At 36.9% G+C, this 25,361-nt stretch carries 28 protein-coding genes and 2 tRNA genes; 11 read left to right on the forward strand and 19 right to left on the reverse strand.

Annotated elements, in window-relative coordinates; genetic code table 11:
• Positions 1-321: 321 nt before the first annotated feature.
• Both EMK97_RS02010 and EMK97_RS02015 read right to left on the reverse strand, forming a co-directional pair.
• Positions 322-927, reverse strand: coding sequence for a DUF938 domain-containing protein (locus EMK97_RS02010; protein ID WP_130598964.1), 606 nt, complete (start codon positions 925-927; stop codon positions 322-324).
• A 17-nt stretch (positions 928-944) separates the two neighbouring features.
• A complete protein-coding gene (locus EMK97_RS02015; protein ID WP_130598966.1) occupies positions 945-2,072 on the reverse strand; it encodes a GNAT family N-acetyltransferase in 1,128 nt (375 codons plus the stop codon).
• A 349-nt stretch (positions 2,073-2,421) separates the two neighbouring features.
• On the opposite strand from EMK97_RS02015, the gene EMK97_RS02020 reads away from it, so the two are divergent.
• Positions 2,422-2,775 (forward strand): DUF1428 domain-containing protein, encoded by a 354-nt coding sequence (locus tag EMK97_RS02020; protein WP_130598968.1) that lies wholly within the window; start codon positions 2,422-2,424, stop codon positions 2,773-2,775.
• A gap of 63 nt (positions 2,776-2,838) precedes the next feature.
• Here EMK97_RS02020 and EMK97_RS02025 read toward each other — a convergent pair whose 3' ends face one another.
• A complete protein-coding gene (locus tag EMK97_RS02025; RefSeq protein ID WP_130598970.1) occupies positions 2,839-4,743 on the reverse strand; it encodes a diguanylate cyclase in 1,905 nt (634 codons plus the stop codon).
• Positions 4,744-5,042: 299 nt separating this feature from the next.
• Here EMK97_RS02025 and EMK97_RS02030 point away from each other — a divergent pair.
• The 6 genes from EMK97_RS02030 to EMK97_RS02055 all read left to right on the forward strand — a co-directional run bounded on the left by EMK97_RS02030 (position 5,043) and on the right by EMK97_RS02055 (position 10,242).
• Positions 5,043-5,133, forward strand: a tRNA-Ser gene (locus tag EMK97_RS02030).
• A 74-nt stretch (positions 5,134-5,207) separates the two neighbouring features.
• Positions 5,208-6,620: a DUF3943 domain-containing protein gene (locus EMK97_RS02035; RefSeq protein WP_130598972.1), complete on the forward strand. Its 1,413-nt coding sequence runs from the start codon at positions 5,208-5,210 to the stop codon at positions 6,618-6,620.
• A 109-nt stretch (positions 6,621-6,729) separates the two neighbouring features.
• Positions 6,730-7,911: a tetratricopeptide repeat protein gene (locus EMK97_RS02040; RefSeq protein WP_130598974.1), complete on the forward strand. Its 1,182-nt coding sequence runs from the start codon at positions 6,730-6,732 to the stop codon at positions 7,909-7,911.
• A gap of 14 nt (positions 7,912-7,925) precedes the next feature.
• Positions 7,926-8,879, forward strand: a complete 954-nt coding sequence (locus EMK97_RS02045; protein ID WP_130598976.1) for a M28 family peptidase — start codon at positions 7,926-7,928, stop codon at positions 8,877-8,879.
• A gap of 65 nt (positions 8,880-8,944) precedes the next feature.
• A complete protein-coding gene (locus tag EMK97_RS02050) occupies positions 8,945-9,709 on the forward strand; it encodes an NRDE family protein (protein ID WP_130598978.1) in 765 nt (254 codons plus the stop codon).
• Positions 9,710-9,795: 86 nt separating this feature from the next.
• Complete coding sequence (locus EMK97_RS02055; RefSeq protein ID WP_130598980.1) at positions 9,796-10,242, forward strand: hypothetical protein; 447 nt, start codon at positions 9,796-9,798, stop codon at positions 10,240-10,242.
• A 121-nt stretch (positions 10,243-10,363) separates the two neighbouring features.
• Here EMK97_RS02055 and EMK97_RS02060 read toward each other — a convergent pair whose 3' ends face one another.
• Positions 10,364-11,605, reverse strand: a complete 1,242-nt coding sequence (locus EMK97_RS02060; RefSeq protein ID WP_130598982.1) for a tyrosine-type recombinase/integrase — start codon at positions 11,603-11,605, stop codon at positions 10,364-10,366.
• A 456-nt stretch (positions 11,606-12,061) separates the two neighbouring features.
• On the opposite strand from EMK97_RS02060, the gene EMK97_RS02065 reads away from it, so the two are divergent.
• The gene (locus tag EMK97_RS02065; protein WP_130604340.1) at positions 12,062-12,238 is read left to right on the forward strand and encodes a tyrosine-type recombinase/integrase; all 177 of its coding nucleotides are present in this window, start codon (positions 12,062-12,064) and stop codon (positions 12,236-12,238) included.
• A gap of 30 nt (positions 12,239-12,268) precedes the next feature.
• Here the strand turns inward: EMK97_RS02065 and EMK97_RS02070 are convergent, their stop codons facing one another.
• From EMK97_RS02070 to yejK, 4 genes are all read right to left on the reverse strand, one after another.
• Positions 12,269-13,105, reverse strand: coding sequence for a M23 family metallopeptidase (locus tag EMK97_RS02070; RefSeq protein WP_246028855.1), 837 nt, complete (start codon positions 13,103-13,105; stop codon positions 12,269-12,271).
• On the reverse strand, positions 13,098-13,985 hold the full coding sequence (locus EMK97_RS02075; RefSeq protein WP_130598986.1) for a 6-carboxytetrahydropterin synthase: 888 nt from the start codon (positions 13,983-13,985) through the stop codon (positions 13,098-13,100). The genes EMK97_RS02070 and EMK97_RS02075 overlap by 8 nt, the downstream gene beginning before the upstream one ends.
• Positions 13,986-14,005: 20 nt before the next feature.
• On the reverse strand, positions 14,006-15,040 hold the full coding sequence (gene pyrC, locus EMK97_RS02080; protein WP_130598988.1) for a dihydroorotase: 1,035 nt from the start codon (positions 15,038-15,040) through the stop codon (positions 14,006-14,008).
• 89 nt (positions 15,041-15,129) lie between these two features.
• Positions 15,130-16,176, reverse strand: a complete 1,047-nt coding sequence (yejK, locus tag EMK97_RS02085) for a nucleoid-associated protein YejK (RefSeq protein WP_130598990.1) — start codon at positions 16,174-16,176, stop codon at positions 15,130-15,132.
• 93 nt (positions 16,177-16,269) lie between these two features.
• On the opposite strand from yejK, the gene EMK97_RS02090 reads away from it, so the two are divergent.
• From EMK97_RS02090 to EMK97_RS02100, 3 genes are all read left to right on the forward strand, one after another.
• Complete coding sequence (locus tag EMK97_RS02090; protein ID WP_130598992.1) at positions 16,270-16,488, forward strand: YejL family protein; 219 nt, start codon at positions 16,270-16,272, stop codon at positions 16,486-16,488.
• Between the two features lie 37 nt (positions 16,489-16,525).
• On the forward strand, positions 16,526-18,250 hold the full coding sequence (locus tag EMK97_RS02095; RefSeq protein ID WP_130598994.1) for a DUF3413 domain-containing protein: 1,725 nt from the start codon (positions 16,526-16,528) through the stop codon (positions 18,248-18,250).
• Between the two features lie 140 nt (positions 18,251-18,390).
• A tRNA-Pro gene (locus EMK97_RS02100) sits at positions 18,391-18,467 on the forward strand.
• A gap of 83 nt (positions 18,468-18,550) precedes the next feature.
• On the opposite strand, the gene EMK97_RS02105 is transcribed toward EMK97_RS02100, so the two are convergent.
• From EMK97_RS02105 to EMK97_RS02155, 11 genes are all read right to left on the reverse strand, one after another.
• Complete coding sequence (locus EMK97_RS02105) at positions 18,551-18,886, reverse strand: hypothetical protein (protein WP_130598996.1); 336 nt, start codon at positions 18,884-18,886, stop codon at positions 18,551-18,553.
• Positions 18,887-19,008: 122 nt separating this feature from the next.
• Positions 19,009-19,260 (reverse strand): hypothetical protein, encoded by a 252-nt coding sequence (locus tag EMK97_RS02110; protein WP_130598998.1) that lies wholly within the window; start codon positions 19,258-19,260, stop codon positions 19,009-19,011.
• Positions 19,253-19,780, reverse strand: coding sequence for a peroxiredoxin family protein (locus EMK97_RS02115; protein WP_130599000.1), 528 nt, complete (start codon positions 19,778-19,780; stop codon positions 19,253-19,255). The genes EMK97_RS02110 and EMK97_RS02115 overlap by 8 nt, the downstream gene beginning before the upstream one ends.
• A 24-nt stretch (positions 19,781-19,804) precedes the next feature.
• Positions 19,805-20,200, reverse strand: a complete 396-nt coding sequence (locus EMK97_RS02120) for a hypothetical protein (protein ID WP_130599002.1) — start codon at positions 20,198-20,200, stop codon at positions 19,805-19,807.
• 17 nt (positions 20,201-20,217) lie between these two features.
• On the reverse strand, positions 20,218-21,465 hold the full coding sequence (locus tag EMK97_RS02125) for a DUF4056 domain-containing protein (RefSeq protein WP_130599004.1): 1,248 nt from the start codon (positions 21,463-21,465) through the stop codon (positions 20,218-20,220).
• Position 21,466: 1 nt separating this feature from the next.
• A complete protein-coding gene (locus EMK97_RS02130) occupies positions 21,467-21,907 on the reverse strand; it encodes a hypothetical protein (protein ID WP_246028856.1) in 441 nt (146 codons plus the stop codon).
• 16 nt (positions 21,908-21,923) lie between these two features.
• Positions 21,924-22,709 carry a hypothetical protein gene (locus EMK97_RS02135; protein WP_130599006.1) on the reverse strand — a complete coding sequence of 262 codons (786 nt, stop codon included), beginning with the start codon at positions 22,707-22,709 and terminating at the stop codon, positions 21,924-21,926.
• A 5-nt stretch (positions 22,710-22,714) separates the two neighbouring features.
• Positions 22,715-23,182 (reverse strand): CreA family protein, encoded by a 468-nt coding sequence (locus tag EMK97_RS02140; RefSeq protein ID WP_130599008.1) that lies wholly within the window; start codon positions 23,180-23,182, stop codon positions 22,715-22,717.
• 81 nt (positions 23,183-23,263) lie between these two features.
• Positions 23,264-24,151: an alpha/beta fold hydrolase gene (locus EMK97_RS02145; protein WP_130599010.1), complete on the reverse strand. Its 888-nt coding sequence runs from the start codon at positions 24,149-24,151 to the stop codon at positions 23,264-23,266.
• Between the two features lie 67 nt (positions 24,152-24,218).
• On the reverse strand, positions 24,219-24,587 hold the full coding sequence (locus EMK97_RS02150) for a phytanoyl-CoA dioxygenase family protein (protein ID WP_130599012.1): 369 nt from the start codon (positions 24,585-24,587) through the stop codon (positions 24,219-24,221).
• Between the two features lie 13 nt (positions 24,588-24,600).
• Positions 24,601-25,350 carry a sporulation protein gene (locus tag EMK97_RS02155; protein WP_130599014.1) on the reverse strand — a complete coding sequence of 250 codons (750 nt, stop codon included), beginning with the start codon at positions 25,348-25,350 and terminating at the stop codon, positions 24,601-24,603.
• Positions 25,351-25,361 lie beyond the last annotated feature (11 nt).

The following is a 25,361-nucleotide window of genomic DNA, read 5'->3' on the forward strand; positions in this document are numbered from 1 at the left end:
AGAAGCCTGCGAAATCTAATTTTAGTTATTTCAAGTAAGGCGCGCTTTTTAAAATAGCTGGATCACATGTGTACGCAGAAATTAGAAAATTATGAGCACTATGCTGTTAGAGTGATGCCCGCAAACATACCAAAAATTATTAGTTCGTGAGCACTCGATAAAATAATTATAGTTAACTTAGCTTTAATTAGTAATAGGCAGCCCTATGATGGTGATGAACAAATTTAGCCCGTTACTTTCGTAATGGGCTTTTTTCGTTTGATTGTCATAAAAACTAACAGTGCTTTTGCGTAAAACCTATTGCTACAGTTAAAATCTGCGCTACTTTACTTTGGTAAAAGTTAATAGTCGGTTATTAGCAGGCATACTATAGTCTTCAACTAAGGCTAAATTGGAAGATGTCGCTAATTTTAAAATTGATTCGATGTCTCGAATGCCACTTTCACTGTTTCTCTCTTTTAACCAAAGGTCAAAGTCAGCATTGCTCTGGCTGGTAAAGTTACCTTGGTAATTAAACGGTCCATAAATACAAATAACTGCGTTAGCGGGTAGGTTTTTCTCAATAAGCTTAAAGAAGTTAACCACTAATGGCCAACTCACTATATGAAGTGTATTGGCGGTATATAAAGCATCGATGGGTCGGTTTTTATCGAGCTGTGGAAATGAATCATCAAGGTCTAGCACAATAGGTTTTTGTACATTATCCAAAGCAGCTTCATCTAGCCAGGCGTTAATACCAGCATGGTTCACCAACAAATCACTGGTTTGCCAAGTTAGGTGGGGCAGATGCTGGCCGAAAAATACGGCATGTTGTCCTGTTCCTGAGCCCACTTCTAATACGTGATTAACCGTTGAAAATTCTTTAGTCAAAATCTCTAAAATTGGTCGCTTGTTGTTTTCACATGCTTGTGAGAATGGTTTATTCATTGTTTTATCTTAATTTACTATTCATTATTTTTAAAAGGTAGTTTCGAACGACACTGTTGTTGATGCGTTAGCATATGGTGTTGCTCTTGTTTACAAAACTGTTTAATGGCTGATTGAAAACCCGAATGTTTTACCCAGTGGTAAGAGTGAGTTAATACTGGCTCGAAACCTCGACTAATTTTGTGCTCACCCTGAGTTCCGGGGTTAAATCGGCTTAATTTGTTTTCTATACAAAACTCAATACCTAGATAATAGCAAAGCTCAAAGTGCAAATTTTTGTATGATTTAGTACAGCCCCAGTATCGTCCATACAATTGTTGGTCATCGTAAAAAAAGAGTGCACAGGCAACATCTTCATGTCCATCATTGGCAATATTTAATAAGAGCTTATTGTTTGTATCTTTAACTAACAGCTCAAAGAACGCATAACTTAAGTGCGGCTGGTGGCCACGTTTCAAGTAAGTTAGTTGATACGTTAAATAAAAAAAGTCGAGATCTTGTTTGCTGATTTCGTCGGTTTTTAATTGGCGAATGCTTATTCCTTGTTGCGCAATTGAACATCTTTCTTTGAGGGTGTTTTTTCGTTTTCGTGATGTGAACTTAAGCAGAAAATCATCGAATGTTTTATAGCCTTGATTAAACCAATGAAACTGTACCGTATTACGTTGAAAGATATTTTCTGGCAGTGGTATATCTAACGCTTGGCAATATAATATGTGCCAGCTATTAATATTGGTTTGATTACAGTGCTTAGTTAAGGATGAAAATAGCTGCTGTATCTCCAGCTGAGATGACAGTAATTTTTCACAAGTTACTGGCGTAAAAGGAATGGTCGCAACCAATTTAGGATAATAATCTATTCCGTTACGATGATACGCCTCGGCCCAATCCCAATCAAAAACATACTCACCCCATGAATGATTTTTCAAATACATTGGCATTAAGCCGATTACTTCATTATCGCTAGTCGCGACTAAATGATGAGCTTGCCAGCCTTGTTTAGCACTAACAGACTGACTTTTTTCTAGCGCATTTAATAAAGAATATTGATTGAATGGGGTATTAGATCGAGTTAATTTTTGCCAATTGCACGAGGGAACTTTGTCGATGCTATCAATGAAGCGAATAGTTACATCTGAATTCAATCGCAAATCCCTTATTTGTTGGTAATTATTTGAATATTAGCTCTTGCTCACTTTTATAATGTAAACCTGAGTTAATAGCAATTTTATAAATTGAAAAGCGGTCACTATTTACTTTATTGGCACTGTTTTATATTCAATCCAAATCTATCTGCTATTTTTAGGGAACGTGCAATTTACCATTTTTGTCTTAGCTAAAAAATTAATCTAGTTAATTAAACGTTTGCGATGGCAATGGGTATTGGAGTTTGCTATTAATAGTTAGAATATAAAAATGCGCACGATTAAGTTGTTATGCGTTTTATATGTAAATATGGTTGTTTATATTTTATAACTAATTAAGGATTTTGAAATGAGTTATGTAGACGGATTTGTTGCAGCTGTACCCAACGAGAATAAAGAAAAATACATTGAACACGCAAAGGCTTCTGCTGTTGTATTTAAAGAGCATGGCGCATTAAAGGTTGTTGAAACTTGGCAAGATGATGTTCCCGATGGTGAAATCACCTCATTCCCAATGGCTGTTAAGCGAGAAGCAAATGAGTCAGTGGTTTTCTCTTGGATTATTTGGCCTTCTAAGGAAACCCGTGAGGCAGGGTGGCAGGCGTTGATTGAAGACCCACGAATGGACCCTGAAAATTGCCCGATGCCTTTTGATGGTAAACGTTTAATTTATGGTGGCTTTAATATTCTTCTTGATGAATAACTTAACCATACAAGATCATTAAATAGCAGCGCTGCAACTCTAGTTCAAAAATTAACCGTGTAATTAAGCTATCACAGGTTTAGACTTATTTTCACTTTCAAGCAGCGCTTTACTCATATTAAAATCAAATTGTGTAACTCGGTTACGGCCATTCGCTTTTGCTTGATAAAGTGCGATGTCGGCACTATTAACAAGCTCTGAGAAGTCTTGGTAAAAGTCTTCATAGTGGGCTAGTCCTAAACTAACGGTAATACAACCAACGGCTTGATTTTGCTTAACTGAGCTTTCACGAATATCGTTACAGAGTCGCTGCGCAAATTGTACGCTTTTAGCTTCAGTAGTATTGGGTAGAATAAACAGAAATTCTTCGCCACCAATTCGGCCAACAAAGTCGCTACTACGTAAGGTTTGTTTACATAAATTAGCGATAAATACGAGTACATTATCGCCTTCCTTATGACCATACTGATCATTTACTTGTTTGAAGTTATCTATATCTAGCATAACCACCGTCATTGGCGTTGCATAACGTTTGCAGATGGTAAAGTACTGCTTGCCAATATTCATTATATAGCGGCGATTATGTAACTTGGTTAAAGGATCTTGTATAGCCAGCTGTCGGTTTTTGGAATATAAATAATATATGAGGAAAACAACGGCAATAATGAACATCAGCGCAATAGATAACACCATGAGTGTCCAGTTCTGCAGCTTTTGTTTTTGTGCTTCTAACGCTAATTTACTTTGTAGTAGGGCATTTTTATCATCAAGCGTTTGGTTTTTTAGTTTTTCAATTTCTAAACTAAATTCACTATTTAAGCGGGCAGCTTCCGTGGTGATATCTAAACGAGCCTTATTTAATAACGCTCGTTCTGCTTTATGCATATATTCAAATGCTGATTTATATTTCTCTTGAGCGTGTAAAATCATCGCTAGATTGCCAAAGGCATCCCATTGACCAGTAATATCATCGGTACCTTCAACTAAATCTGCGGCCTTTTTCGCAAAAATAACACTTTGTGCTAGTAATTGGTTTTCCTCAAGTATCCCCGAGTAATGTACATAGGCATTAGCAATATCAATATCGTTACCCAATTGCTCTCGTAACTTTACCGATTTTTCGATCCAAAGTAATGCCTTTCCTGGCTGATTATCTTTACTAAAAAAATAAGACTTTAATAAATAGCCAAAAGCCAAACTGGAAATATCACCCCGCTGTTCAAAGGTTTCAATGGCTTTATCGAGTAGTTCAAATGCTTTTCGCCTAGAACCAACTATATTAATCATTTGGGCACGTGCAATCATGGCTTCAGCAATAAGTAGGGTGTCTGTACTAGGGTAGGATGCTTCAGCACGATTAAAGTGATTCAAAGCGTCTTCATAAGCTTTAAGTTCGTAATGTACTTGTCCTAACAAGTAGTCTGCCTTTGCGTATAAAGTTTTCCAGCCATGTCCCTCAGCTTGCACTCTAATATTCGCTAACTGTTTAATTGCTTCTGTATACTGTTGTAAAAAGGCATTGTTCATCGCGTTATACATGTTGATTATGGCAAGCCACTTGTCTTTACTTAGATCTGTTTCAGATACTAGATGTTCATGCGCTAACTGATTAGCAGCTTTTTTAAAGTAGGGTTTTGCCTGGCTATATCTACCAGAATAATAGTGAACGTAGCCCTGCAAGAAAGGTTTTAAACTTACGCCAGCGATAGTGGGAGAGGTTGGTATTTTTTTAAGCAACGGTTGTAGAAGATCTATACGGTTATATTGAAAATATAGTATAGCGAGCTGGGTGGTTCGTTCATTAGTAGAAAGCGAATTTAATATGTTCATGCGTGTTTTAATAAACGGTGCGTTTTGATTATCAGCAGAAAATAAATCAAATTCATTGTTAGCGTTTGCTGGTAGGAAAAACAGTAGGTAGTAGGCCAATCCATATTTTGTTACTAACATTGCGATATTTTTTAACATTCACTCGCTCCTTGAGGCAGCAAAATACTTATATACCGTTAGAAAATATAGCCTAATGTCAGTAAAGCACAATAAAGCCAGCTTTGATGAGCTGAAATAATGTCTAAAACGAGTTAGCAGTTAAGCTAAATTGCTCTCTTACCCTGATGAAATGATTGAAATTTGAGCGAGTTGCGCTTTTTTTTAGCGTTACCGAGTTTATTTTCAAAATAGTTGCATTTAGGTCTTTACAAATCATGCCTGACTATTTAGAATTCGCACCGCTTTTAAGGAATCTTTAAATTTGTTAAAAGTGATGTGGTGAGATGGCTGAGTGGTCGAAAGCACTGGTCTTGAAAACCAGCAAGGGTTTGTAGCCCTTCTAGGGTTCAAATCCCTATCTCACCGCCATATTTAGAGAAAGCCGCTACTTGTTAGCGGCTTTTTTGTATTAGCTTCAAAATAAGGACTCAGGTGTGTTCAATATGGACTTTTCTAAAAATAATACGTTATTTAGCAAGAGTAAGTTTCGTATTAGTTCCTTAACCTTAGCCTTATCTATTGCATCTTTTGCTGTATCAGCACAAGAAGCAAAAACATCAGAAGATATCCAGCTAAAGCCAGCAATTAATGCTGAAAACATTGATGATATTTATCGAGAGCAGATAACCAATTCACGTTGGGAAAATCTGACTCCTCATGCTGATTTCTATAATTCTCCATACCAAATATCTTTGTTTTCGCCTGAAAACGGTGAAGATGGTGCGAGATTATGGTCACAAACCAGTTCTATTTTTGCCTATGGTTTTGCTGTCATTGGTATGATTGCTTTATTACCGGAAGATATTTCAAACTGGGATAAAGAAGAAGGTATCTTTAACAAGTGGTCTGATAATGTTAAAGATGGCCCTGTATGGGATAGAGACACCGGCATGTTAAATTTTGTCGGCCATCCTTATTTTGGTGGTGTCTATTACCAAGTTGCGAGAAAATCAGGTTATCGTCAATGGGATGCCTTTGTTTACTCGGCATTAATGTCTACATTCTATTGGGAATATGGTATCGAAGCTTTTGCCGAAGTACCTTCAATTCAAGATTTAATTATTACACCTGTACTAGGCTGGACCTATGGTGAATGGGCATTTAATACAGAAATGGACATTCGCGAGTCAGGTGGAAAAGTATGGGGCTCTAGTGCACTAGGAAGCACAGCTTTAGCATTACTTGACCCTGTTGATGCATTAAGTGTTGGTGTAAATAATTTATTCGGTAAAGAAATTATTCGCGCAGGTACGGGCTATGTTGGCGTTAAAGATATTGTCATTGATAATTCAGGTCGAACAGAGAGCCAAGTACAGCTAAACATTTCATTGCAATTAGGTGAGGGTGGTAATTACTCGCCTAAACAATATACACGTAGTACACGAAAAGATGATCCAGTAGATACTGGCATTGTTGGTATGTCTTATGGTGTAGGCCATGTCGCTCTTGATGATCACTGGCAGGTTGAAGACGGTACAACAACGGAATATAGCTTAGGTTTATATTTCTCTCGTAGCTTCTCGAGCCGAGTTAGTTACTCAAAAGCACAGCTTAATCAATTAGCCTCTAATGACAAAATTGCCTATGAAAGTTATCGCTTAAATGGTCAGTATTATTTTAATACTCAAAGTGACTGGCGCCCATATGTAACAGCAGGCTTTGGTGAGATCATGTGGCATAAAGATAATGATCATAAATCCTTCCAAGTTAATGCCGGTGCAGGTTTACACTATAAAATTAATAATAACTTTGCATTACAAGTTGATTGGCGACACCACTATGGTACTAACACCAGTACCAGTGAAGATGCCGTTGCAGGCAATTTAATTTACTTCTTTGGTGACGGTGAGCGTTAAGAGCCGCTGTAACAAATTTGTAAATAAGTATGAATAACGTCGTACTTTTTTAGATTTATTATTTTTTTCATTCTAAGCTAATAGAGAGTCCGTTAGCTTAGGATTGAATATGAATAAAATAAAACCTTCGTACTTATTGCTGTTACCCCTTCTTTTCGCCTGTCAAACTACTCAAGCTCCATTACCCACAGAAGTTTCTAGCGGAAAACAACTTTATTTAGATAGTAGTTTTATCGCATCTGAACCTTATGTTATTGAAACAGAAGAAGATATTTTCTCACTTGATGATGCCATGCTTGAGGTTGTTAATACTAAGCTCAAAAATGATAAGCATATTAAAGCGCGTTCTCAAATCTTACTGGATCATATTTTTAATAAAGAGAATATTGCCTTAAGTTATGATGGCAATGCTAATGTCACCGCCCGACAAGCCTTTCATAGCGGAAGCGCCAATTGTCTTTCATTAACCATTATGGCGTATGCGTTAGCAGTGGAAGCCGGCATGAATGTAAGCTTTCAGCAAATCAATGTCCCTGAATACTGGGTGAGAAATGGTCAATATAACCAATTAACAGGTCATATCAACCTACTTGTAGAAGAAAATGTTGATGTTACTAGACAAGTCATTTGGGGCTTAGGAGCTTTGCAAATTGACTTTGATCCTAGTGCAGCCAAAAAATCATTCTCTAAAAAGGTCATCGATAAAAATACCGTATTGGCGATGTTTTATAATAACAAAGGAGCCAATGCCATGGTTAATAATAATTACCCACTTGCATATCAGTATTTTAAACAAGCTACCTTGCAGGACAACTCGTTTAGCGCAACATGGGGGAATTTAGGCATCCTTTATCGACTGAATGGTTATAAAACTGAAGCTGAGAAAGTATATAGACACGCAATTAGTTTGGATAATAATAATTTAAACGCTTTATCAAACTTAGCATTGCTTTTATATAGCCAAGAGCGAAATTTTGAAGCCGTTGAAATAGAACAGTACATTAAAAAAATTCGTAATAAGAATCCGTATTACCATGCGGTACTTGCTGATGAAGCCTTCTATAATGGTAACTTTAAAGTAGCAGAACAGCACTATAAAGATGCTATTGAGTTAGATAAAAACGAGCACGAATTTTATTTTGGTTTAGCAAAAATTTACTACATGCAAAACAAGTTAATGTCGGCAAAAAAGTCTATGAGAATGGCTATCTTACTCAATAAATCAGATGATATTGACGAGCAATATATTGCAAAACTAAATGTGTTAAAAAGAGCTAAGGTGACTTATTAAAGTTATTTTTATTGATGCGATTTTACCTTGTTTGTTTATCTGTTACTTTATTTTATTGCTCAACTGGCTCGACTCAGTGCATTAGTAACGATATTCTTGCTGTAAATAAATTAAATGAAAACCAGTTATTAACAAGGTTAGAAGTACTCTCGTCAGATTCTTTTGCCGGACGAAAGTTTGCCAGTAAAGAAAACATTCAAGTACAACAATATTTAATCACGCAGTTACAAGCAGCTAATATTTCACCTTTTAAAGGCCAATATTTACATAGCTTTGAACACGAGCAAATGTTCTCTACCAAGCAAGGCGCTAATATTATTGGCTTAATAAAAGGGCGCCTTCATCCAGAAAAATACATTGTACTGACTGCGCATTACGATCATTTAGGGAAAAAAGGCTCAAAATTTTTCCCCGGTGCAGATGATAATGCCTCTGGTGTCTCTTCTTTATTAGCGTTTGGCGAAGCGCTAAGTCTTAACCCTTTAAATCACAGTGTTATTTTATTATTTACCGACGGTGAAGAAGTGAGCTTACTCGGCGCAAAGTATTTTGTTAAACAGCAAGAACAACTACTTAAGGATATTAAGTTAAACATCAATATAGATATGATTGCTGGCAGTAAAAAAACCAAAAAATTACGATACATATCAAGCCCAATGGCTCAATTGGTTAATGAGCAACAACAGCAGTGTTTAGCTAAATTACGCAAAAAATCATCGGTAAAGATCGTGAAAGGATTTCGTAGTCACAGAACAAATAACTCGCTTGATAAACGCACTAATTGGCGTATGGCAAGTGATCACGGTGTTTTTGCCAAGCAAGATATTCCCTATATTTACTTTGGTATTGGTACCCATAAAAACTATCATTCAGTGTCAGATAGTTTTGAAAACATTAATGTACCGTTTTATTTAAGTGCTGCAACAAGCATTTATCAACAATTACGCTTTATAGATTTAGTCATATAAATAGCAATAGGCATATTTATCTTACAATGTAATAATCAGATTATTCTCTTCATTTATAAGTTAGCATGTGCATTTTATTTATAGCCATTGACCAACATCCAGATTACCCAGTAATTATTTGCGCCAATAGAGATGAGTTTCATCAGCGTCCGACAAAGTCTATGCACCTGTGGCAGCAAAAAAATATTTTAGCTGGTAAAGATCTACAAGCAGGTGGCTCTTGGCTAGGGCTTTCACCCGAGCAGAACTTTGCAGCGCTAACTAATTATCGAAAACTACCATTAAGTGAGGAGCCTAAAAAATCTCGTGGTGAATTGGTGTTAAAAGCTCTTGAGGGAGTGACTGACAATTTACCTAAACAGTTAGAAAAATCAGCAGCTCAATATCATGGTTATAACTTAATTTACGGTTCATTAGAGCAGTTATATTGCTACGATAGTATCAATAATAAACATCATCAATTGACTAAAGGAATTCACAGCATTTGTAATGGTGCACTTGATGATATTTGGCCAAAAATGTCTGAAGGCGAACAACTACTAAAAAACACTGTGAACTCAAATAAACCTTTGTCTATTGATTCATTGTTTGAAATTATGGCAAATAATAAGCAAGCATTGCCTGAATTACTGCCTGATACAGGGCTAACAAAGGAATGGGAACAAATGCTAAGCGCCATCTTTATAGTATCACCAAGTTATGGAACGAGAACAACAACCATCATAACCAAAGATGTTCATAATAATATTGATGTTTATGACAGAAGTTATGCTCCTTCAGGTGATGTTATTAAGCAGCAAGATTTCAACTTAAAAGCTGTTTTTACATAGCACGATAGCAGCTTGAATTTAATGAATAACAGGGCGCTTATGTCAAAAAAGTCTAAATCTTAATAGTTACTGAAAGGGATATTCGTATGACTAACTTTAATTACTTTAAATTTGGTATAACGCTTTTTATTATTGGCGTCTTTTTAATTGTCTTTTACCGAAATTACGCATCAATCAATTCTGCGTTATTTCCTGCTGAAAACACTGAAGTGTCAATACCTAAGCCAAACATTATAAAAGTACCTTCAGATTTTTTAGATCATAAACAGCGAAAATCATCATCTATAGATTTCTCAAAGCGCAGTACATCATTAAATTTTTCAAATTCAAATAAATCAGTTTCATATATTCGTGATTCAGAATACAAACCGATAAGCAAAGATGCTTATACTAATAAAGCTAAATATGCTCAAGATGATGCATCATGTTCATATTGGCTACAGCAATATAAAGAAACGCCAAACGGTCATAATAAAGTAGAATTTGATAAAGCCTGTAATGGTTTTATTATTTCAAACGCTATGAAACGATAGTTGAAAAGCTAACAATCGAAACATTATAGGCTATCCGACAACCTGAATGCTTAAATCTAATGAAACCCATTCAAGCAATTGAATTGCTTGATATTTAAATATATGACACTAAATATTTATACTAATTAACTTTTCTTTGTTTGCCACTTTCAGCGCGTTGTTTATTTTCACTTTGAACATAAACAGTGTCAGTAGTTGCCATAGAAGCATGACCGAGATCTTCAGAAACATCTTTAAGAGGGCGGCCACGTTCGATTTCCATACTAGCGCCAGTATGGCGAAGCCAATGGGTCGAAGCTTCTTTAAGTTTTAAAGCTTTAGTCGGCCCCTCATTAACACGCATATTTTCATAGGCCTTATCAAATACATCTTGTACTAAACGCCTCAATTGTCTCGATGTCATACCACCTTGACCACGTATTTTTTCTACTAAGACATTGTTTTCTTTAGTTAATGGCATGCCTGGCAGGCCTCGATATAACCGATAACGCTGCAGAAATGGCAAAAAATCAGTTGGTACGGTAATATCACGTAGTTTTCTACCTTTACCAAAAACTTTAAGCCACCAATTTTCATCTTCATCTTGCCAGAAATGTCCCATAATCGGTGACCAATCAGCTCGCTCTGATAACTCTGAAATACGTAAAAATAAGGTTTTTAGTGCCGCTATAATAAATAGATTTCGCTCAAAGATAAGATCTTCATTTGCCATTTCAACAGCAGTATCTAAGACATATTCCCATTGACTAGATGTTAATCGCTTGATTTCTTTTACTTGCGTATCAGTAATAAAATATCGACAATCTTTTCTAGCAATTTTTACCGGATTACCATAACAAAGCTCTTCATACATTAAATAATCATAAAATGTAGAGATAGCAGTAAACAAAGCTTTTAAAGTTTCTTGTGATGGTCGATATTTTTTCTTATCGATCTTAGCTATGGATTTATGTGCTTTAGGCACTTGGATTTTGAATGGAAACCAAGCTTCATTAGCAGATGAGTAACCGTTGGCAACTTTAAAGCGTTCTTGATTAGATGTGCCGATCCAATTAACTGGCGGCTGCCAACAAAAGTCAGCGTAATCTAAAATATCTTGTTTACGAAATTGATCTATTGGTGATTGCTTAATTAAAAATGCCCAAAGCAAAAATCGTTCAATTTCATTTCTGAATCGATCATAGGTATGAACTGATTTATTTCGGCCGGTATATTCGAGAAATGATTTAGCCCAGTGAAAATGTTCAAGGCACCAATCAGGCAATGAATTTAAGAATTTAGTTAGCTCTGGGTAATCTTCAAAATAAAACTCAATAAGATCACTGTAACGAGGATATAAAGGTGTTGGCTTGTTTATTATCATTATTTACATAATTAGAGGCTCAATTAGTTGAACACTAGTTTAATACACGCAAAACGCTATGTCCAATATTCAGTGGTATAGGAATTAATAAGGGTTGTATTTGTTACGGCAAATGTTGGCTTTTATGCTCTGCTGATAAATCTCTAAGAAATCTTTAACGCCTGTTTTTAGGTATTTAATTGTTATACCGAAAATATCAACAGACTTTAGTTACTCCCCATTTTTTGTTGATAATTTTCTAAGAACTCTACTAACTCGTCAAAATGCAATGGGTTAATATTGCCTGAATATTACGAAGCTTTCTGTTTAGTTTGTCATGGCACCCCAAAAGGCAGCTTAGATATCACGGGCTCAAAAAAAGAAGGGGGAAAATTATACCAGTTAGGCGGCGCGATAAGTTTAGTGATATATAAATAAACCAACGTATAGCAAGTGAAATAATCATTTGAACATTCAATTGCTTTCCCACCCCATGATTTACGCCGAACCTTTGCAACTAAGCTATTAGAAAATGGTGAAGATGTATTTTTCGTGCCAGATTTGATGGGACATTCCTCAGTAGAAACAACCAAAACTATGATAGGCGTTATGAGAAGGCAAAAAAATAAGGCAGCTCGAGCGCTGCCTTTTTAATGAAATTTCAAAAAATGACGATTTTTAAAGTTATTTAATTGGCTTCACTTTAAGGGCTAATGCTGGGTCAATTTTTACATCAAACCAGTTAATACGCCAATCTAAATGAGGCCCAGTCGCCCTACCGCTTTTGCCTACTGCCGCAACCACTTGTCCTTGTTTAACTGTGTCACCGGTAGCAACGTAACTATCACTTAAATGCAAAAAGGTAGAACTGATACCTTGGCCATGATCTATGATCATAGTGCCACCAGAGTAAAACATATCTGGCACCCATAATAGTACTTTGCCCGCTGCTGGTGCTTTAACGGGATCACCTGTTTTTCCAGCATAATCTAAGCCGTAATGTGGTGTTTTAGGCACACCATTATAGATACGCTGGCTGCCATATACACCTGTAATTATGCCTTTTATAGGTGGAATAAAGCCTCCTGCAAAACTAGTAATATCACTTGATATTTTTCGCGCTGCTTTAACTTGTTGGCTATCTTTTTGTGAGCGTTTAACCGCTTCAGGATTTGGCTGCATTATGCTTTTCTTAATACCTTCAATACGCTGAAGCTTATATTCGCGTTTTGCCGGTGTTAATGTTTTTTCTACCCGATCACCATTAACTGAAGTGACCACAAGTTGGTAGCTTTCTTTATCATCGCGTGAAAAACCAAAAGCATAGTCGCCTTGTTTTGATACCACTAAAGGCTTACCGTTTAAAGTGACTTTATCCGTTGCCTCAGCTTTACCAATAATTAAACCGCCCTGCTTTATTTCTCCAGAAATCTTGATGCTAGCAGCAGCGCTTTGAAAGCTGATGGCACTTGCCATAATGCTTGATGTTATTAATAAAGATGAGAGAAGTTTGTTAGCCATTAACAATTGCTCCTTTAGCAACACCTTCATAGGCCATTACTTTTAAGCGTCCTTTCAAGGTCGGTTTTGCCGTTAAAATTTGTCGTAAAATAAAATCGGCTAATAGCTCTACCGTTGAATCGCAATCAACCACATCAAGTACACGCTTTTGTACTGCAATATCAAAACGACCTTGTGGTGCTTGATACGCGAAAAATTGGTGATCGGGTTTCAAATAACCTGACGCTTTTTCTGATAGCTGAATATCAGATTGAGCAACACGATCAGCTTCACTGGCAATATAAATATCTTGCCAACGTAAACACCAAGCTTTTTCCAGCTCGCTATTTCTTTTGTTATCAACAAAAATTTTAATTTTTGAACGATGACCATGAGCAATACGTTGGCAATTACCATCGTGTAACTTTAAGCCATGGGTGTAATGATAATAATCACTTGGAATCACTTCTGGGCGTAACGTTAACTCTAGCCCTTGTACATTCTCAGGTAACTGCGCCAATATAATTTGAGTTAAATGGCTTGTGACATCCTCAATAGTAATTGCGCTGCACTCAAGCTGCGCAAAAGCGCAACTTGGTGATTGTAAATGATAACTGGCGATATCACTTAAAAAGTCAATCGTTTGATGATCTTCATGATGGCTTGAGCTTTCAAGGGTCAAACCCTCACATTGCATTGGTAATAGCAGTTTATGATCAACGGCTTCATCTATAATGGCTTTAATTTGCTTTTTTACCACGGCAAAGTCTAACACCATGCTCATTTCATTAAGTGAGCCATCTAAAAGCACATCAACTATCCAACTTTCACCAACTATGCCCCTTTGCTGACAAAGGTATGAAAAATCAATTACGGTTAGATCATTTACAAATAATTGCATTGAGTTTATATCACTCCAAATTAGTCTTTTACTTGCCAAGCGATTGTTTCGTTGGCGCGAATTGGTACAACAACATCGTTACCAAAGGTTAATGTTGCCGGCACTGGCCACTCTACTTTTTCTAGTGTGATTTTATCTTCATTAATGGGTAATTGATAAAATGTAGGGCCGTTAATACTTGCGAACGCTTCTAGTTTATCTAAAGCATTTTCATGTTCAAATACTTCAGCATACAGTTCAATTGCAGCATGTGCAGTATATGAACCAGCACAACCACATGCTGATTCTTTCGCATGTTGTGCGTGCGGTGCTGAATCAGTACCTAAGAAGAATTTTTTACTACCACTTGTCGCCGCTTCTATTAAGGCTGCTTGATGAGTATTGCGCTTTAATACCGGTAAACAGAAATAATGCGGACGAATACCGCCAACTAACATGTGGTTTCTGTTATAAAGTAAATGGTGAACTGTGATGGTTGCTGCAACGTTATCACTTGCTTCTTTAACAAAATCAACGGCATTTTTAGTAGTGATGTGCTCTAAAACCACTTTAAGCATTGGGTAATTAGCAACTAATGGACGTAAAATCGTATCAATAAATACTTGTTCACGGTCGAAAATATCAATGTCATCTTTAGTTACTTCACCATGAATTAATAGTGGCATACCAACAGATTGCATTGCTGCGAAAACATCTTCAAGATTTGCCACATCAGTAACACCTGATGACGAATTGGTTGTTGCACCTGCCGGATAAAGCTTGGCCGCATACACTAAGCCAGATTCTTTCGCGCTGATAATATCTTCAGCCGTAGTATTATCAGTTAAATATAACACCATAAGTGGCTGGAAATTTTCACGTGGTGATTGCGCCATAATTCGTGCATGGTACTCACTTGCCTGCTCAGCATTTACTACCGGCGGTACAAGATTTGGCATTACAATGGCGCGACCAAAGTAGCGGCTAATATCTGCTACGGTATCTTTTAGTACCTCGCCATCTCTTAAATGAACATGCCAATCGTCAGGACGTATGATGGTTAGTTTTGTTGTCATGGTTATCTCTTTAAATTTCTACTTTTAAATAAATTTAATTTTATCAATACCTTAAATGGTTACGTGTTACGCAAAGATGTTGATAAACATTATTCTTCACTATCATTGCCTGTGTTAAGTAAGGCTAATAATTGCTCTTTTAAATTCGGTGGCACTTTATAAATGGTAATAGAGTCATTGTGTGGATTATACACAACATCTTCGCCAAAATGGCTGCGCTCAAAACTTAAACTTATGCCATTACCATAACCTGAATACTTGGTAATTTTGTTAACAACAGCCTGTTCATGAGGAAATGATTCTTCGATCGGATACGATTGTTCTTGGCAAAATTGATAAAAGTCTTGCTCAGCACCAGCAGGCTCTATTACTTTGCCTAATTCTTGAATAGAAACATCCTGCGAACTGGCTTTTTGATCTTTACAATAGTTAAGTAAATCTTTACGGGTTTGCTGCTTTTCAGCAGCATCAAGCTGGTTTACGGCTACATAATCTTCTACCGCTTGCACTAAGGTTTGTGTTTGCTCTTTAGCATTTAAGCCTTCTTCGCAGCCTAAAAAGTCTAAAAAGAAGTCAGACACTTTACGACCTGCGCGCCCTTTAATAAAGGATATATAACGATCGCCATCAGCAGTGTTTTGATAGTCAAATAAATCAATACGTGCCGCTAGTTGTAACTTAGTGGTATCTAAGTGTTGATCTGCTGATATATTTAGCTCACCGTCAACACTGTAGTGCTCAGAAATAGGAATAATTGCAGCAAATAAGTAGCGGCCACCCATTAATTCATAGTGACAAATAACCAAGTAACCCGTTTCTGCCAAATCGTATTTTTCTATTTCATTTTTCAGCATATTCGCTGCTTGCGTGCTAAAGGCGTGAAAGTCTTGCTGCTCAGAAAGGTAGCTTTCCATAATATCAACAAAGCGAGCGCTATCACCTTCGCTAGGCATAGCAGAAAAACTACCATAGGCTTTACTGCCTTTACCGTTATATATGGCATGTAAGCCATCTACAAAGTTGGTAATTTTCTGGCTGATTTCAATATTTTCAGGCCCTAAACGTAAAACCACTTCGCCCGTTTCTTCTTTTTTGGATAAAAAATGTAATGCAATATTTGAAATTATTAAACTCATAGATAAAGTCTGTCTTTGTCTTATATAGTATATTGTGCAGGCATTTGATAAACTACGAAAATTATTTATATCATCAACAATTAAAGTATCAATATGCCTATTGTATCTAAATATTCAAACGAGCGTGTAGAAAAAATTATTCAAGAACTTATGGATGTTCTAGTTAACGAATCAGCAACGCCTGATTTAGCGCTAATGTGTTTAGGAAACACGATTACCAATGTGGTAAGTCAAGTACCAGAAGACCAACGCACCGCTATTGTAGACAATTTTACTCGTGCGTTAAAACAATCAATTCAAAAAACTCACTAATCTAGTCCATTTACATTAATTAGAAGAATAATAATCAATGGTTTCTTTTGATACGAAAAGCTATAGCAAAAAACTATTACATTTGATCAGTTGGGGCCATTGGTTCACATTCTTTAATATACTCGCTGCCATTACCTTATCTTCTTATTATTTATTTAATGAAGCAGCGCCAGAAACATTATTTGGCCAGGTTTACCTGATTACTACTTGGCTTAGTCATATTGGTTTTTTAACCTTTATTAGCTTTGTCTTAATATTATTTCCACTGACTTTACTTTATCCCAATACGCGCTTTATACGGGCTTCTGGCTCCATCATATTTACTATTGGTTTATTATTATTAGTCTTAGATGGCTTTGTTTACAGTCGCTTGGGCTATCATTTAAATGCCTCTTCAAGCAGCCAGATTATCGATTTAATCAAAGAGCAAATCAGCATCAATAGCGTAAGCTTTTATAGTGTAATTGCGGTGTTAGCCTTAGTTATTCTATCTTTTGAGCTCGTGGTAAGTAACTATGCGTGGAAGCACCTGAAGCAATTACAACGCACGGTATTTGCCCGATTTGTTGTCTTCTTCTTAGTGTTATCTTTCTTTTTTAGTCACTTAAGTCATATTTGGGCTGATGCCAACCTTGATTATGATATTTTAAGACAAGATACCGTATTACCTTTATCGTATCCGGCAACGGCAAAAACCTTACTTACTAAGTATGGTTTATTTAATAAAGCTGATTATATTGAAAGAAAAACGAGTCCGTTATCTTTTACTTCAGCTATTCCAGCATACCCTGCTCTTGATGGCATGTCTTGCAACAGCAAGGAACCTAAAGAGTCTATCTTTCTTGTGTTAACAGATAAGCAATTAACATCTACACAAGTAAACCAATTTCAACAAAGAGCAAGCGGTAATAGCTTACAATTAGATCATCATATTGATACCGGTATTGCCGATGATACTTGGTTTAATATGTTTTATTCACTGCCGAGTATTTATCAAGAAGCGATCCTAAAACAAGGGCAACAACCATTATTATTTCAAGCCTTAGCCAAGCACGATATGGCAACCAGCTTTACTTCAATCCGCGCGACATTACCAAGAGAAAACACTCAACAAGAACCAACTTGGTACGATGCATTATTTCATGAACGCAAACAAATTACTGATATCTCTTCGATTCTGTTTGCTGAACAATTGAACGCTATGCCCGTTGGTTTGCATGTGTTTTATTTTGACACGAAAGCGAATCAAGACAATCCAAGCTATGATGGTAGATATCAGTTTGAGTTATTTGTCGATGCCCTATTACTAGCGCAAAAACATAAAGAAACCAAAGATATCATTTGGGTTAGCTCTATGGGAAATGATACTGATGAAGCTCGTTTATCATCTAAACCTGCGTTACTTATCTACCCAAATAAAAAAATAAACGCTGAAGATGACTTTGAGCATGTAACAAGTCATATGGATTTACAGCCTACGCTATTGAGCAATATGTTTACTTGTATGGCTGAGCCAAAGCGATATAGCAGCGGCGCTGATTTATTAACACTCAATAAAGACCGTGTTATAGCCAATACCACAGCCAAAGGTATGATGGTTTTCAATAAAGATAAATCTGTGTTTATCGATCAAAATGGTAACTTTCAAAGTTACTCTAGACAATTGCAAGCCCCGATCACCATTAAGGCAGATTTCCCATTAATGATAGACGGTGTTCATTTTATTAAGCAGTTTAGCCAATATAATCAAGCTAAAAGATAACAGACTAATAGGCAATCTGATTATTTAGTATGCACTTAAGCGATGAATCAAGGTATTGCACTTTATTGTCATTGCAATCACTAATAAAATCATTAATATACCTTTCAGCTTTAGAAGTTCTCTCTGAGCTAAATAAAAATCGGGGTATAGCGCAGTCTGGTAGCGCGTGCGTCTGGGGGACGTGAGGTCGCAGGTTCAAGTCCTGCTATCCCGACCATATACAAAAAGCCCGACAATTTTTGTCGGGCTTTTATCGTTTTAAGGCCATTGAGTTTTAAAGCCATTGAATCAAGGCGCGAGCTAAGCAACATTTAAGGTAATCACTTCTGCTGTTTTCGCTTCTATCTGACGATAACAATCATCATCTAAATGATCTGCTACTACTTTTTCTAGCGCATTATTAAAAGCATCTTGCATGGGAGCATTTAAGTCTTCAATCGCTTGTAGCAATAAGTTATGAGATACTTTTACTTGCTCAAATAAACTCGCTTTACACTCTAGATAAGTCAGCTTATCTATCACTGGCTCTGTTGCTTGGATCTGCTTTAGTGTTTGACCTGATAATATGGCATTTCTTAGCTTAAGTTGTTGTCTACAAGTAAGTCTAGTTGACCAGTTAAGATTCAAATTATTCATAAAAATCATATCCTTTAATAAATCTTTAAGGAAATCATAGTCAAAATAAATGTAATTAACTGTCATTGAGTGTTGACTTATGTTGTTGTTATTAAACAAGTTGTCACTAGGAAATAATCACGCTATTTAAACCAAACCTTACCACCTATTATCTTAAGTGCAGCCGTACCGCGTATCATAGTTTCACGAGCAAATATTTTTTTACATTTTGGGCAAGTACAACTTTGTTCAGTGTAATCAACACTAATTCGCTCTTTAAAGCACTTAACTAAAGCGCCTTTACCAGCTTTTCTGTATTTAAATAATGCTTGATTGCAATGCTGACAAAAGATATCAACCGTTTTAATCGGCCCTTTCTTATTTGGTTTAGCCATTGCTTGCTGCAATTTTTAACTGTTTCAAGCTTTCAGCAATATCTTCCGCGGCAGTACTCGGATTAATGTCTTCATCAATCTTAAGTATTTTACCCTCTTTAGAGATATAAAAGGTTACCCGACTAGCCACCCTAAATAGATTAAGCACATCATAAGCTTTCGCGGTTTCTTTGGTTGGATCGCTTAACATAGGAAAATCGGCATCGGTCTTTTTAGCAAAGTCTCTGTTTTCGTCTAACGCATCAACGCTGGCCATAAAATAACTAACGTCAAATGCTCGAATTAAATGGCCCTTTTCAACCAGAGATCTACATTCAATCGTGCAACCACGTGTATTTGCCATTGGGTACCAAGCTAATACTACTGCTTGCTTACCACGATAATCACTGAGCTTGAAATACTCACCTGTCGTTGCTTGTAGATTAAAATCTGGTGCTATATCCCCTACTTTAAGCTCAGTGGCAGCAGCTGTGCTAATAAGCAGCAAACTAGTAAGTAAGGCTGTGAATTTTCTTAACATAATTAACTCTCTTTTTGGAATATATTAATGATACAAAATATCGTAGGCATTTGCTGTACAGCGATAGTGGTGTTCGCAATCATAAGTAGAAGCGATTAAATTGCACTGCTCAAATACCATGGCATTTGCGCCCTTTGCTTGCGCTTCTGATTTTAATACTCTGATAAATGCTTCTTTTGACGGTATAGTTTCTGCTCGTCTCTGTGGAAGTGGCTCTCTATCTTTAATGTGGCAATAATTAGTCATTACAGGCCCTAAAAAACGATACTGGTAATGTGAAAGCTCTTCTCGCGAATACTCTTCAACAACCGAACCTCTGATGCTAATTTCTGCTTGCGGTTTAAAATTACTATTAAGCTGTATATTGCTACAAGCGGTTAAACCTAGTGTTAAAGTACAAGCTAAAACGAATATTTTCATTATCAATCCTTAATAATTTAGTGCTTTTTCTGATGATTTAACTCAAGCTGATCAAAATCTTTATTGTACTCAGCAATTACCTGAAACGCTTGGTTGGTAAAGCCTTCTAACCACACTGACTGTGGAATGTGCTTAAAGCTTTGATGATGTTCGGCGTCGACCTGTAAGTACATTGTCGCTAATTGCGATAAGTTTTGACCTAAGATCTCCATTTCCAAGTTGAGTGAAATGGCTTTATTAGCCACTGACTCCTTCGAACTCAACTTATCAGATAAGTTCAATTGCGCGATAAAGTCATTTGGTACTAATAATGGCATTCTATGTGTGCCAATATGGTAGTCGCGTTTTAATACCATATATTTATTTGGCATGCTGACAGATGAATCCCACCAATGACCGTCAAGCATTTTAAATAGCTGATTTGTTTCTTCTTTTGATAATGGCTCTAACGATTTTATGGTTTTATATAACCAGGATGTAAAATGCTGTTCATAAAGCTCTTGTGTTAACGCTAAATTCGTTAAGAGTAGCGACAAAGCGACTTTTGAGCCTAACATGTTAGAGTACAAATCTTCTGGTGAAAACGCTGAAATAGTTTCTGGCCAAGGAGCAAAGCTTCGATAGCCGTGCCACTGGGCAATTTCATGAGCTTGCGCCATTACAAATGACATATAGGCGGCGATATGGGCAGAGAGTTTCCAGCGCTCTCTGGCATTAAATTGGCTAACATCAAACGCCGATAATTGAATATACCTTGTGCCTAACTCATCAGGTATTGCTATCTTGGCATCTTGCCCTAACTCAGGAAAGATTTGATAAAACAAACCAACAGTATTATCAGCGGTATCACGTATATGCGCTATATCTAAAAAGCCGCCACGCAAAGTATACATCATGCCGTTTTTCTCAAGCTCTCTGCTACTTTTTGGCGTTTTCTTTGTTAAGCTTATTGTTCCTGCATCAAATGAATGCGCACCTAGCTCATCTAATGATAAGGTATTAGAGTATTGAAAAAACGGAACTTTAACATTGCCTAATGCCACACTTTGATCATCACCAAAAGCGCAGCAAGGTCTAACATGCTGTGGCATATAAGCACTTGGGAATCCTGTTAAAGTTAAATTGGCAATTTCTGTGACATCAGGTAGTTTTGTGAGTGAGCCTGAAATAGCATGCTGTTGAGGTGTCGCCCGCATTTGCCAGCCTGATTGACTAGCGCAAGCAGATAGCGCCAATATTGCTGAGATAACAAGGCACTTTTTCATACTAATAATCCTTTAAATTACTTGGTGCTTTTTCGGCAACTTTAACTAATTCTTGCTCTGTTAAAGCTTTATAGCCTCGCATATATGGCCAACCATATCCCCAGCGAAAAGGCGTGGGAAAATAAGGGCTGCCACCTAATCGAACGCCTATTTCCATCATGCTACCTAATGAAGGTAAATCAACCTCGGCTAAGCATAACCTTAAGGCTTTATCGGCAAGCTTTCTTTGCTGGTAAGTACCACCCTGCCAATAGGAAAAATCATGAGCTACACAGCAATGACGCCATAATGTTGGCTGCTCATTAGTACCATCAGGAAACATACTACAGCCATCAGTGGTAAAGTCAGCCAATTGACTTTCTTCATTGGCCATAACCAAAGCGGATGTAACTATCAAGTAGCTACTGATCAGCAATCTAAATAGCAGGGTTTTGTTAATCAAAATATGAATACACTCCTTACTTAGCAGCTAACAAGGCATAATTTTTATTATCAGTTGCCATTAAAAACGACTCAACGTCTTTATATGCTTTGCGCAATAACTTATATAAGTGAGGTTTTAACGAGGCCTTAATTGTCTTAATATTTTGCTTTTTAATCACCATATATACAGCGAGTGCATACACAGTTTCTGCTTCGGGTAATGTTGCTTGTCTATTTAATGCTCGAATATTACAAGAGCCACAACCGCCTTTAAACTGATAAGCAGTGTTGGCAAAAATAACACCAAAGCCCATAAAACAGGCGACTAAATCAATCATTTCGGCAAGCATATTATCACCACCTGGGAGTGTTTGGCCGCGTTGTTTTAAGACAATGCCGGCAAAAGTTTGTACTAAATAGGCGATAAGATCTTGTGGTTGATTTAATTGTGCAGGATGAAGAGATACTTCAATAGCATCAACCGCCTCCTTGTTGATGATTTCACATTGTTGCCCGCGAAAACTACCACGAAAAACCAATTGTGCCATGCTGGCATTATTTACCGTTTGCGATTGCTTGATCTCTAATGGCCAATTAGCCAGACCTGCATAGTTTTTCGTTTTATTAAAAATAGCTGTCATCATTTCCAAGCTACTATGCATAGTGCCAGGATAAAATTGATTATTCGGTAAAATTAACTCGCTCGATTGGAAAAAGTATTGACCATCTAAATTTTCAATACACCAAACAAAGCTATCTAATATCCATGCCCTACTGCTGTCATCAATTACTGGAGTACTTTTAAAAAGCTTATTTAACATGTATCTTAATCCGCTTGTTTCGTTTTAGACCATTGCCAAGCTTTTGTTTTATAAAGTGGTACGGTGGATAACGAATGATGGTGACTACCTGAGGTTTCTTTGGTTGAATAGGATAAATAAATCAGCGTATTTTGCTTCTCATCATATATACGCCTAACCTTTAAGCTTTTAAATAAGATGCTTAATGATTGTTTGAAAATTATTTCGCCATTTTTCGATAAGTCTATTTGCGCCAGTTGCTCTGGGGTGATTTCTCCGGTTTGTCGACACGCTATACTCATATCAGATGGATCAGCAAAATCTAAATCAGCCTCAATATAACTGACATGACAAGTAACACCGGTTACTTTAGGGTCTTGCATTGCTTTAACAATCACATCTTTGGTGGTAAATAGCCCTAAACTTACTTTACCGGCATCATCTGAGCATGCCATTAAACCTAGGCTTAACAATAATAAAGATAACTTTTTCATAAACTTTCTCTAGTCTAAATATCAGCGCCAATATGCAAGAAAACAGTTTAGCTTTCAATGGTTAATAGCGCTTACCTAATTTTACTTACTGTGTTCATTTATCCACTCAAGTATCTGTGGGAAATGATCATCAATGGCCTTGGGGTGCGTTAATATATCAATATGATCATAATTTCTTGAATTCCCCTGCGCTTTTGACAATAAAGAGAATCGGGCCTTACGGTTTGATTCCTGAATAAATGATTGTACATCTTGGGCATGACCCAGTAATTTGTCATTAATACCGGTTAAATGCCAAGTTGCTGGCCAATCAAGCAAATCAGCACTTGCTTGGTAGTTAAAGTTATCGACAGGGTCATGCCACTGCCCTTGCTTTAACCATGGAATGCACTGTAGTAAAAATGATCGGGTTTCATTATCCGCCCCTATTTTTAAGCGCACCATATCAACATAGCCTTTACGCCTGGCAAGTAATGGCAGTAGTCTATTCCAAACTAAATCGAGTTTAAATAATTTACGCGCACCTTTAATACTGATCGAGCGCTTAGTACCAAAACAAATTTTACTGGCAACCGTTTGGGCTAATTCAGGATAGCGAAGCAAACTACATGCGAGCATAACGCCGCCCCATGAATGACAAATAACGTGAACTTTCTGCTGGCTTTGTTTAGCAACATAATTAATAAATTGGGGGATATCTCGGGTGATTAATTCAAATTGACCATGTGTAGATTCATGGTGAATAGCAGGTTTACTTAAACCCTTACCCCTAAAGTCTGCTACGTAGACATCAAAACCATGCTTAGCCAAAAAACATGCTAGCCCTTTACCTGACTTGGTGTAAAAAATCTTGCCATTTTCCATCGAACCATGAAGCATTAATATTGGCGTACCGCCTTCTTTTTGCCAAATGCGTTTAAGATGTAATTGGTGTGAATGATCAGAAATAAATACAGATTCTTGGTGCATAGCGCTGTTATCAAGCAAAGTGGTTATACCACTTTAAACAATAATCAAGTGCGCAACAAGTTCAGCGCTAATCTTTTGCTATCAGGCTAGCACTCAGGTTTATTGCTAAATGATTCTGGTTAAAGGTTTGAATACCTTTACTAATGGTTTTTAAGTCTTCAGCTACAGGTGTTGTGATTAAAATGGCTTTTACCATGTCTGTTAGCTTTTGCGACATCATAAAATGAAATAATGTCTCTCTATCGCCATCTGGTAAGTACTTTTTTGCAGAAATATAGGCAGAATTAATCGCCCCCGCTTGATAGGCACTGTTATTCTCTTTTAACCAATTATTATGAAAAGTACGCAAAGCTGACTCTAGCGGAGCCAGCTCTTGTGCATTAAAAAATTGTCTTAAGTGTAAATAGCCGTTTTCTTGATAATCTAACGAATTCATCTGCAAAACAAACTTACAACAAGGACTCTATATAAGGTTGTACTTGCTCAGGAGTAGTTAACTCATTAGAAATTGACGTGCTTTTATAACCATCACCTAAGAAAGCGCGATCAATTTCAATTAACACCCCTGTCTCATTGCCATTATCAACAAAGGTGACTTCGATTTCTTTTGCGCCAAATAGTGAGCGTGAATTGGGTTTAAATTCATATTCTTGATAACAAGGAAGCTGCGATGCAAAGCCATTACAGCGTACGCCACCGGCTTCAATATCCACTTTAAACAAGCGATAACCACATGATTCTATCACCTGTAAAACAGCCATTTGTGTAGCTGAAGGTACTATGGTTAATGGATCTTTATCTGAGCCATCGAGCCCACTTTTAATATCTAAGCCTGTTTGTAACCATACTTTACCAACTTGCTGATCAAATAATTCTGTTGCAGGCGTTTCAGGATGCAAATCTAAGGTAAATACCTGCGAGATAACTTCTTCAGGCTGAATGACAATATCGAGTGTTTCATGCCAATGCTGTAACACTACACTTGTATTGTATTTTACCTCTTCATCACCCACTTCTTTCTCGGCTTTAGCTTCGGCCATAATAGCAAGTTCGATAGCGTTAAGCTCTTGGGCAACATCACCACCGGTTATGACAATTTCAACATCAAAGGCTTCGCCCGCAACTAAAACCTCTTGTAGTAAAATGGCATCAATTTTTGCTTTACCAATGCCAACACTGGCTAATAACTTTTTAAACATGTGTTTTCCCT

The organism is Litorilituus sediminis, assembly GCF_004295665.1.
GTDB lineage: Bacteria > Pseudomonadota > Gammaproteobacteria > Enterobacterales > Alteromonadaceae > Colwellia > Colwellia sediminis.

Coding starts and splice junctions, on each gene's coding strand:
- EMK97_RS02090 (WP_130598992.1), top strand. CDS start 16,270: ATGCCTATTGTATCTAAATATTCAAACGAGCGTGTAGAAAAAATTATT.
- EMK97_RS02025 (WP_130598970.1), bottom strand. CDS start 4,743: ATGTTAAAAAATATCGCAATGTTAGTAACAAAATATGGATTGGCCTAC.
- EMK97_RS02115 (WP_130599000.1), bottom strand. CDS start 19,780: ATGTTAAGAAAATTCACAGCCTTACTTACTAGTTTGCTGCTTATTAGC.
- EMK97_RS02095 (WP_130598994.1), top strand. CDS start 16,526: ATGGTTTCTTTTGATACGAAAAGCTATAGCAAAAAACTATTACATTTG.
- EMK97_RS02075 (WP_130598986.1), bottom strand. CDS start 13,985: ATGCAATTATTTGTAAATGATCTAACCGTAATTGATTTTTCATACCTT.
- EMK97_RS02010 (WP_130598964.1), bottom strand. CDS start 927: ATGAATAAACCATTCTCACAAGCATGTGAAAACAACAAGCGACCAATT.
- EMK97_RS02050 (WP_130598978.1), top strand. CDS start 8,945: ATGTGCATTTTATTTATAGCCATTGACCAACATCCAGATTACCCAGTA.
- EMK97_RS02155 (WP_130599014.1), bottom strand. CDS start 25,350: ATGTTTAAAAAGTTATTAGCCAGTGTTGGCATTGGTAAAGCAAAAATT.
- EMK97_RS02035 (WP_130598972.1), top strand. CDS start 5,208: ATGGACTTTTCTAAAAATAATACGTTATTTAGCAAGAGTAAGTTTCGT.
- EMK97_RS02125 (WP_130599004.1), bottom strand. CDS start 21,465: ATGAAAAAGTGCCTTGTTATCTCAGCAATATTGGCGCTATCTGCTTGC.
- EMK97_RS02120 (WP_130599002.1), bottom strand. CDS start 20,200: ATGAAAATATTCGTTTTAGCTTGTACTTTAACACTAGGTTTAACCGCT.
- EMK97_RS02150 (WP_130599012.1), bottom strand. CDS start 24,587: ATGAATTCGTTAGATTATCAAGAAAACGGCTATTTACACTTAAGACAA.
- EMK97_RS02105 (WP_130598996.1), bottom strand. CDS start 18,886: ATGAATAATTTGAATCTTAACTGGTCAACTAGACTTACTTGTAGACAA.
- EMK97_RS02045 (WP_130598976.1), top strand. CDS start 7,926: ATGCGATTTTACCTTGTTTGTTTATCTGTTACTTTATTTTATTGCTCA.
- EMK97_RS02020 (WP_130598968.1), top strand. CDS start 2,422: ATGAGTTATGTAGACGGATTTGTTGCAGCTGTACCCAACGAGAATAAA.
- EMK97_RS02070 (WP_246028855.1), bottom strand. CDS start 13,105: ATGGCTAACAAACTTCTCTCATCTTTATTAATAACATCAAGCATTATG.
- pyrC (WP_130598988.1), bottom strand. CDS start 15,040: ATGACAACAAAACTAACCATCATACGTCCTGACGATTGGCATGTTCAT.
- EMK97_RS02145 (WP_130599010.1), bottom strand. CDS start 24,151: ATGCACCAAGAATCTGTATTTATTTCTGATCATTCACACCAATTACAT.
- EMK97_RS02135 (WP_130599006.1), bottom strand. CDS start 22,709: ATGTTAAATAAGCTTTTTAAAAGTACTCCAGTAATTGATGACAGCAGT.
- EMK97_RS02060 (WP_130598982.1), bottom strand. CDS start 11,605: ATGATAATAAACAAGCCAACACCTTTATATCCTCGTTACAGTGATCTT.
- EMK97_RS02040 (WP_130598974.1), top strand. CDS start 6,730: ATGAATAAAATAAAACCTTCGTACTTATTGCTGTTACCCCTTCTTTTC.
- EMK97_RS02110 (WP_130598998.1), bottom strand. CDS start 19,260: ATGGCTAAACCAAATAAGAAAGGGCCGATTAAAACGGTTGATATCTTT.
- yejK (WP_130598990.1), bottom strand. CDS start 16,176: ATGAGTTTAATAATTTCAAATATTGCATTACATTTTTTATCCAAAAAA.
- EMK97_RS02140 (WP_130599008.1), bottom strand. CDS start 23,182: ATGAAAAAGTTATCTTTATTATTGTTAAGCCTAGGTTTAATGGCATGC.
- EMK97_RS02055 (WP_130598980.1), top strand. CDS start 9,796: ATGACTAACTTTAATTACTTTAAATTTGGTATAACGCTTTTTATTATT.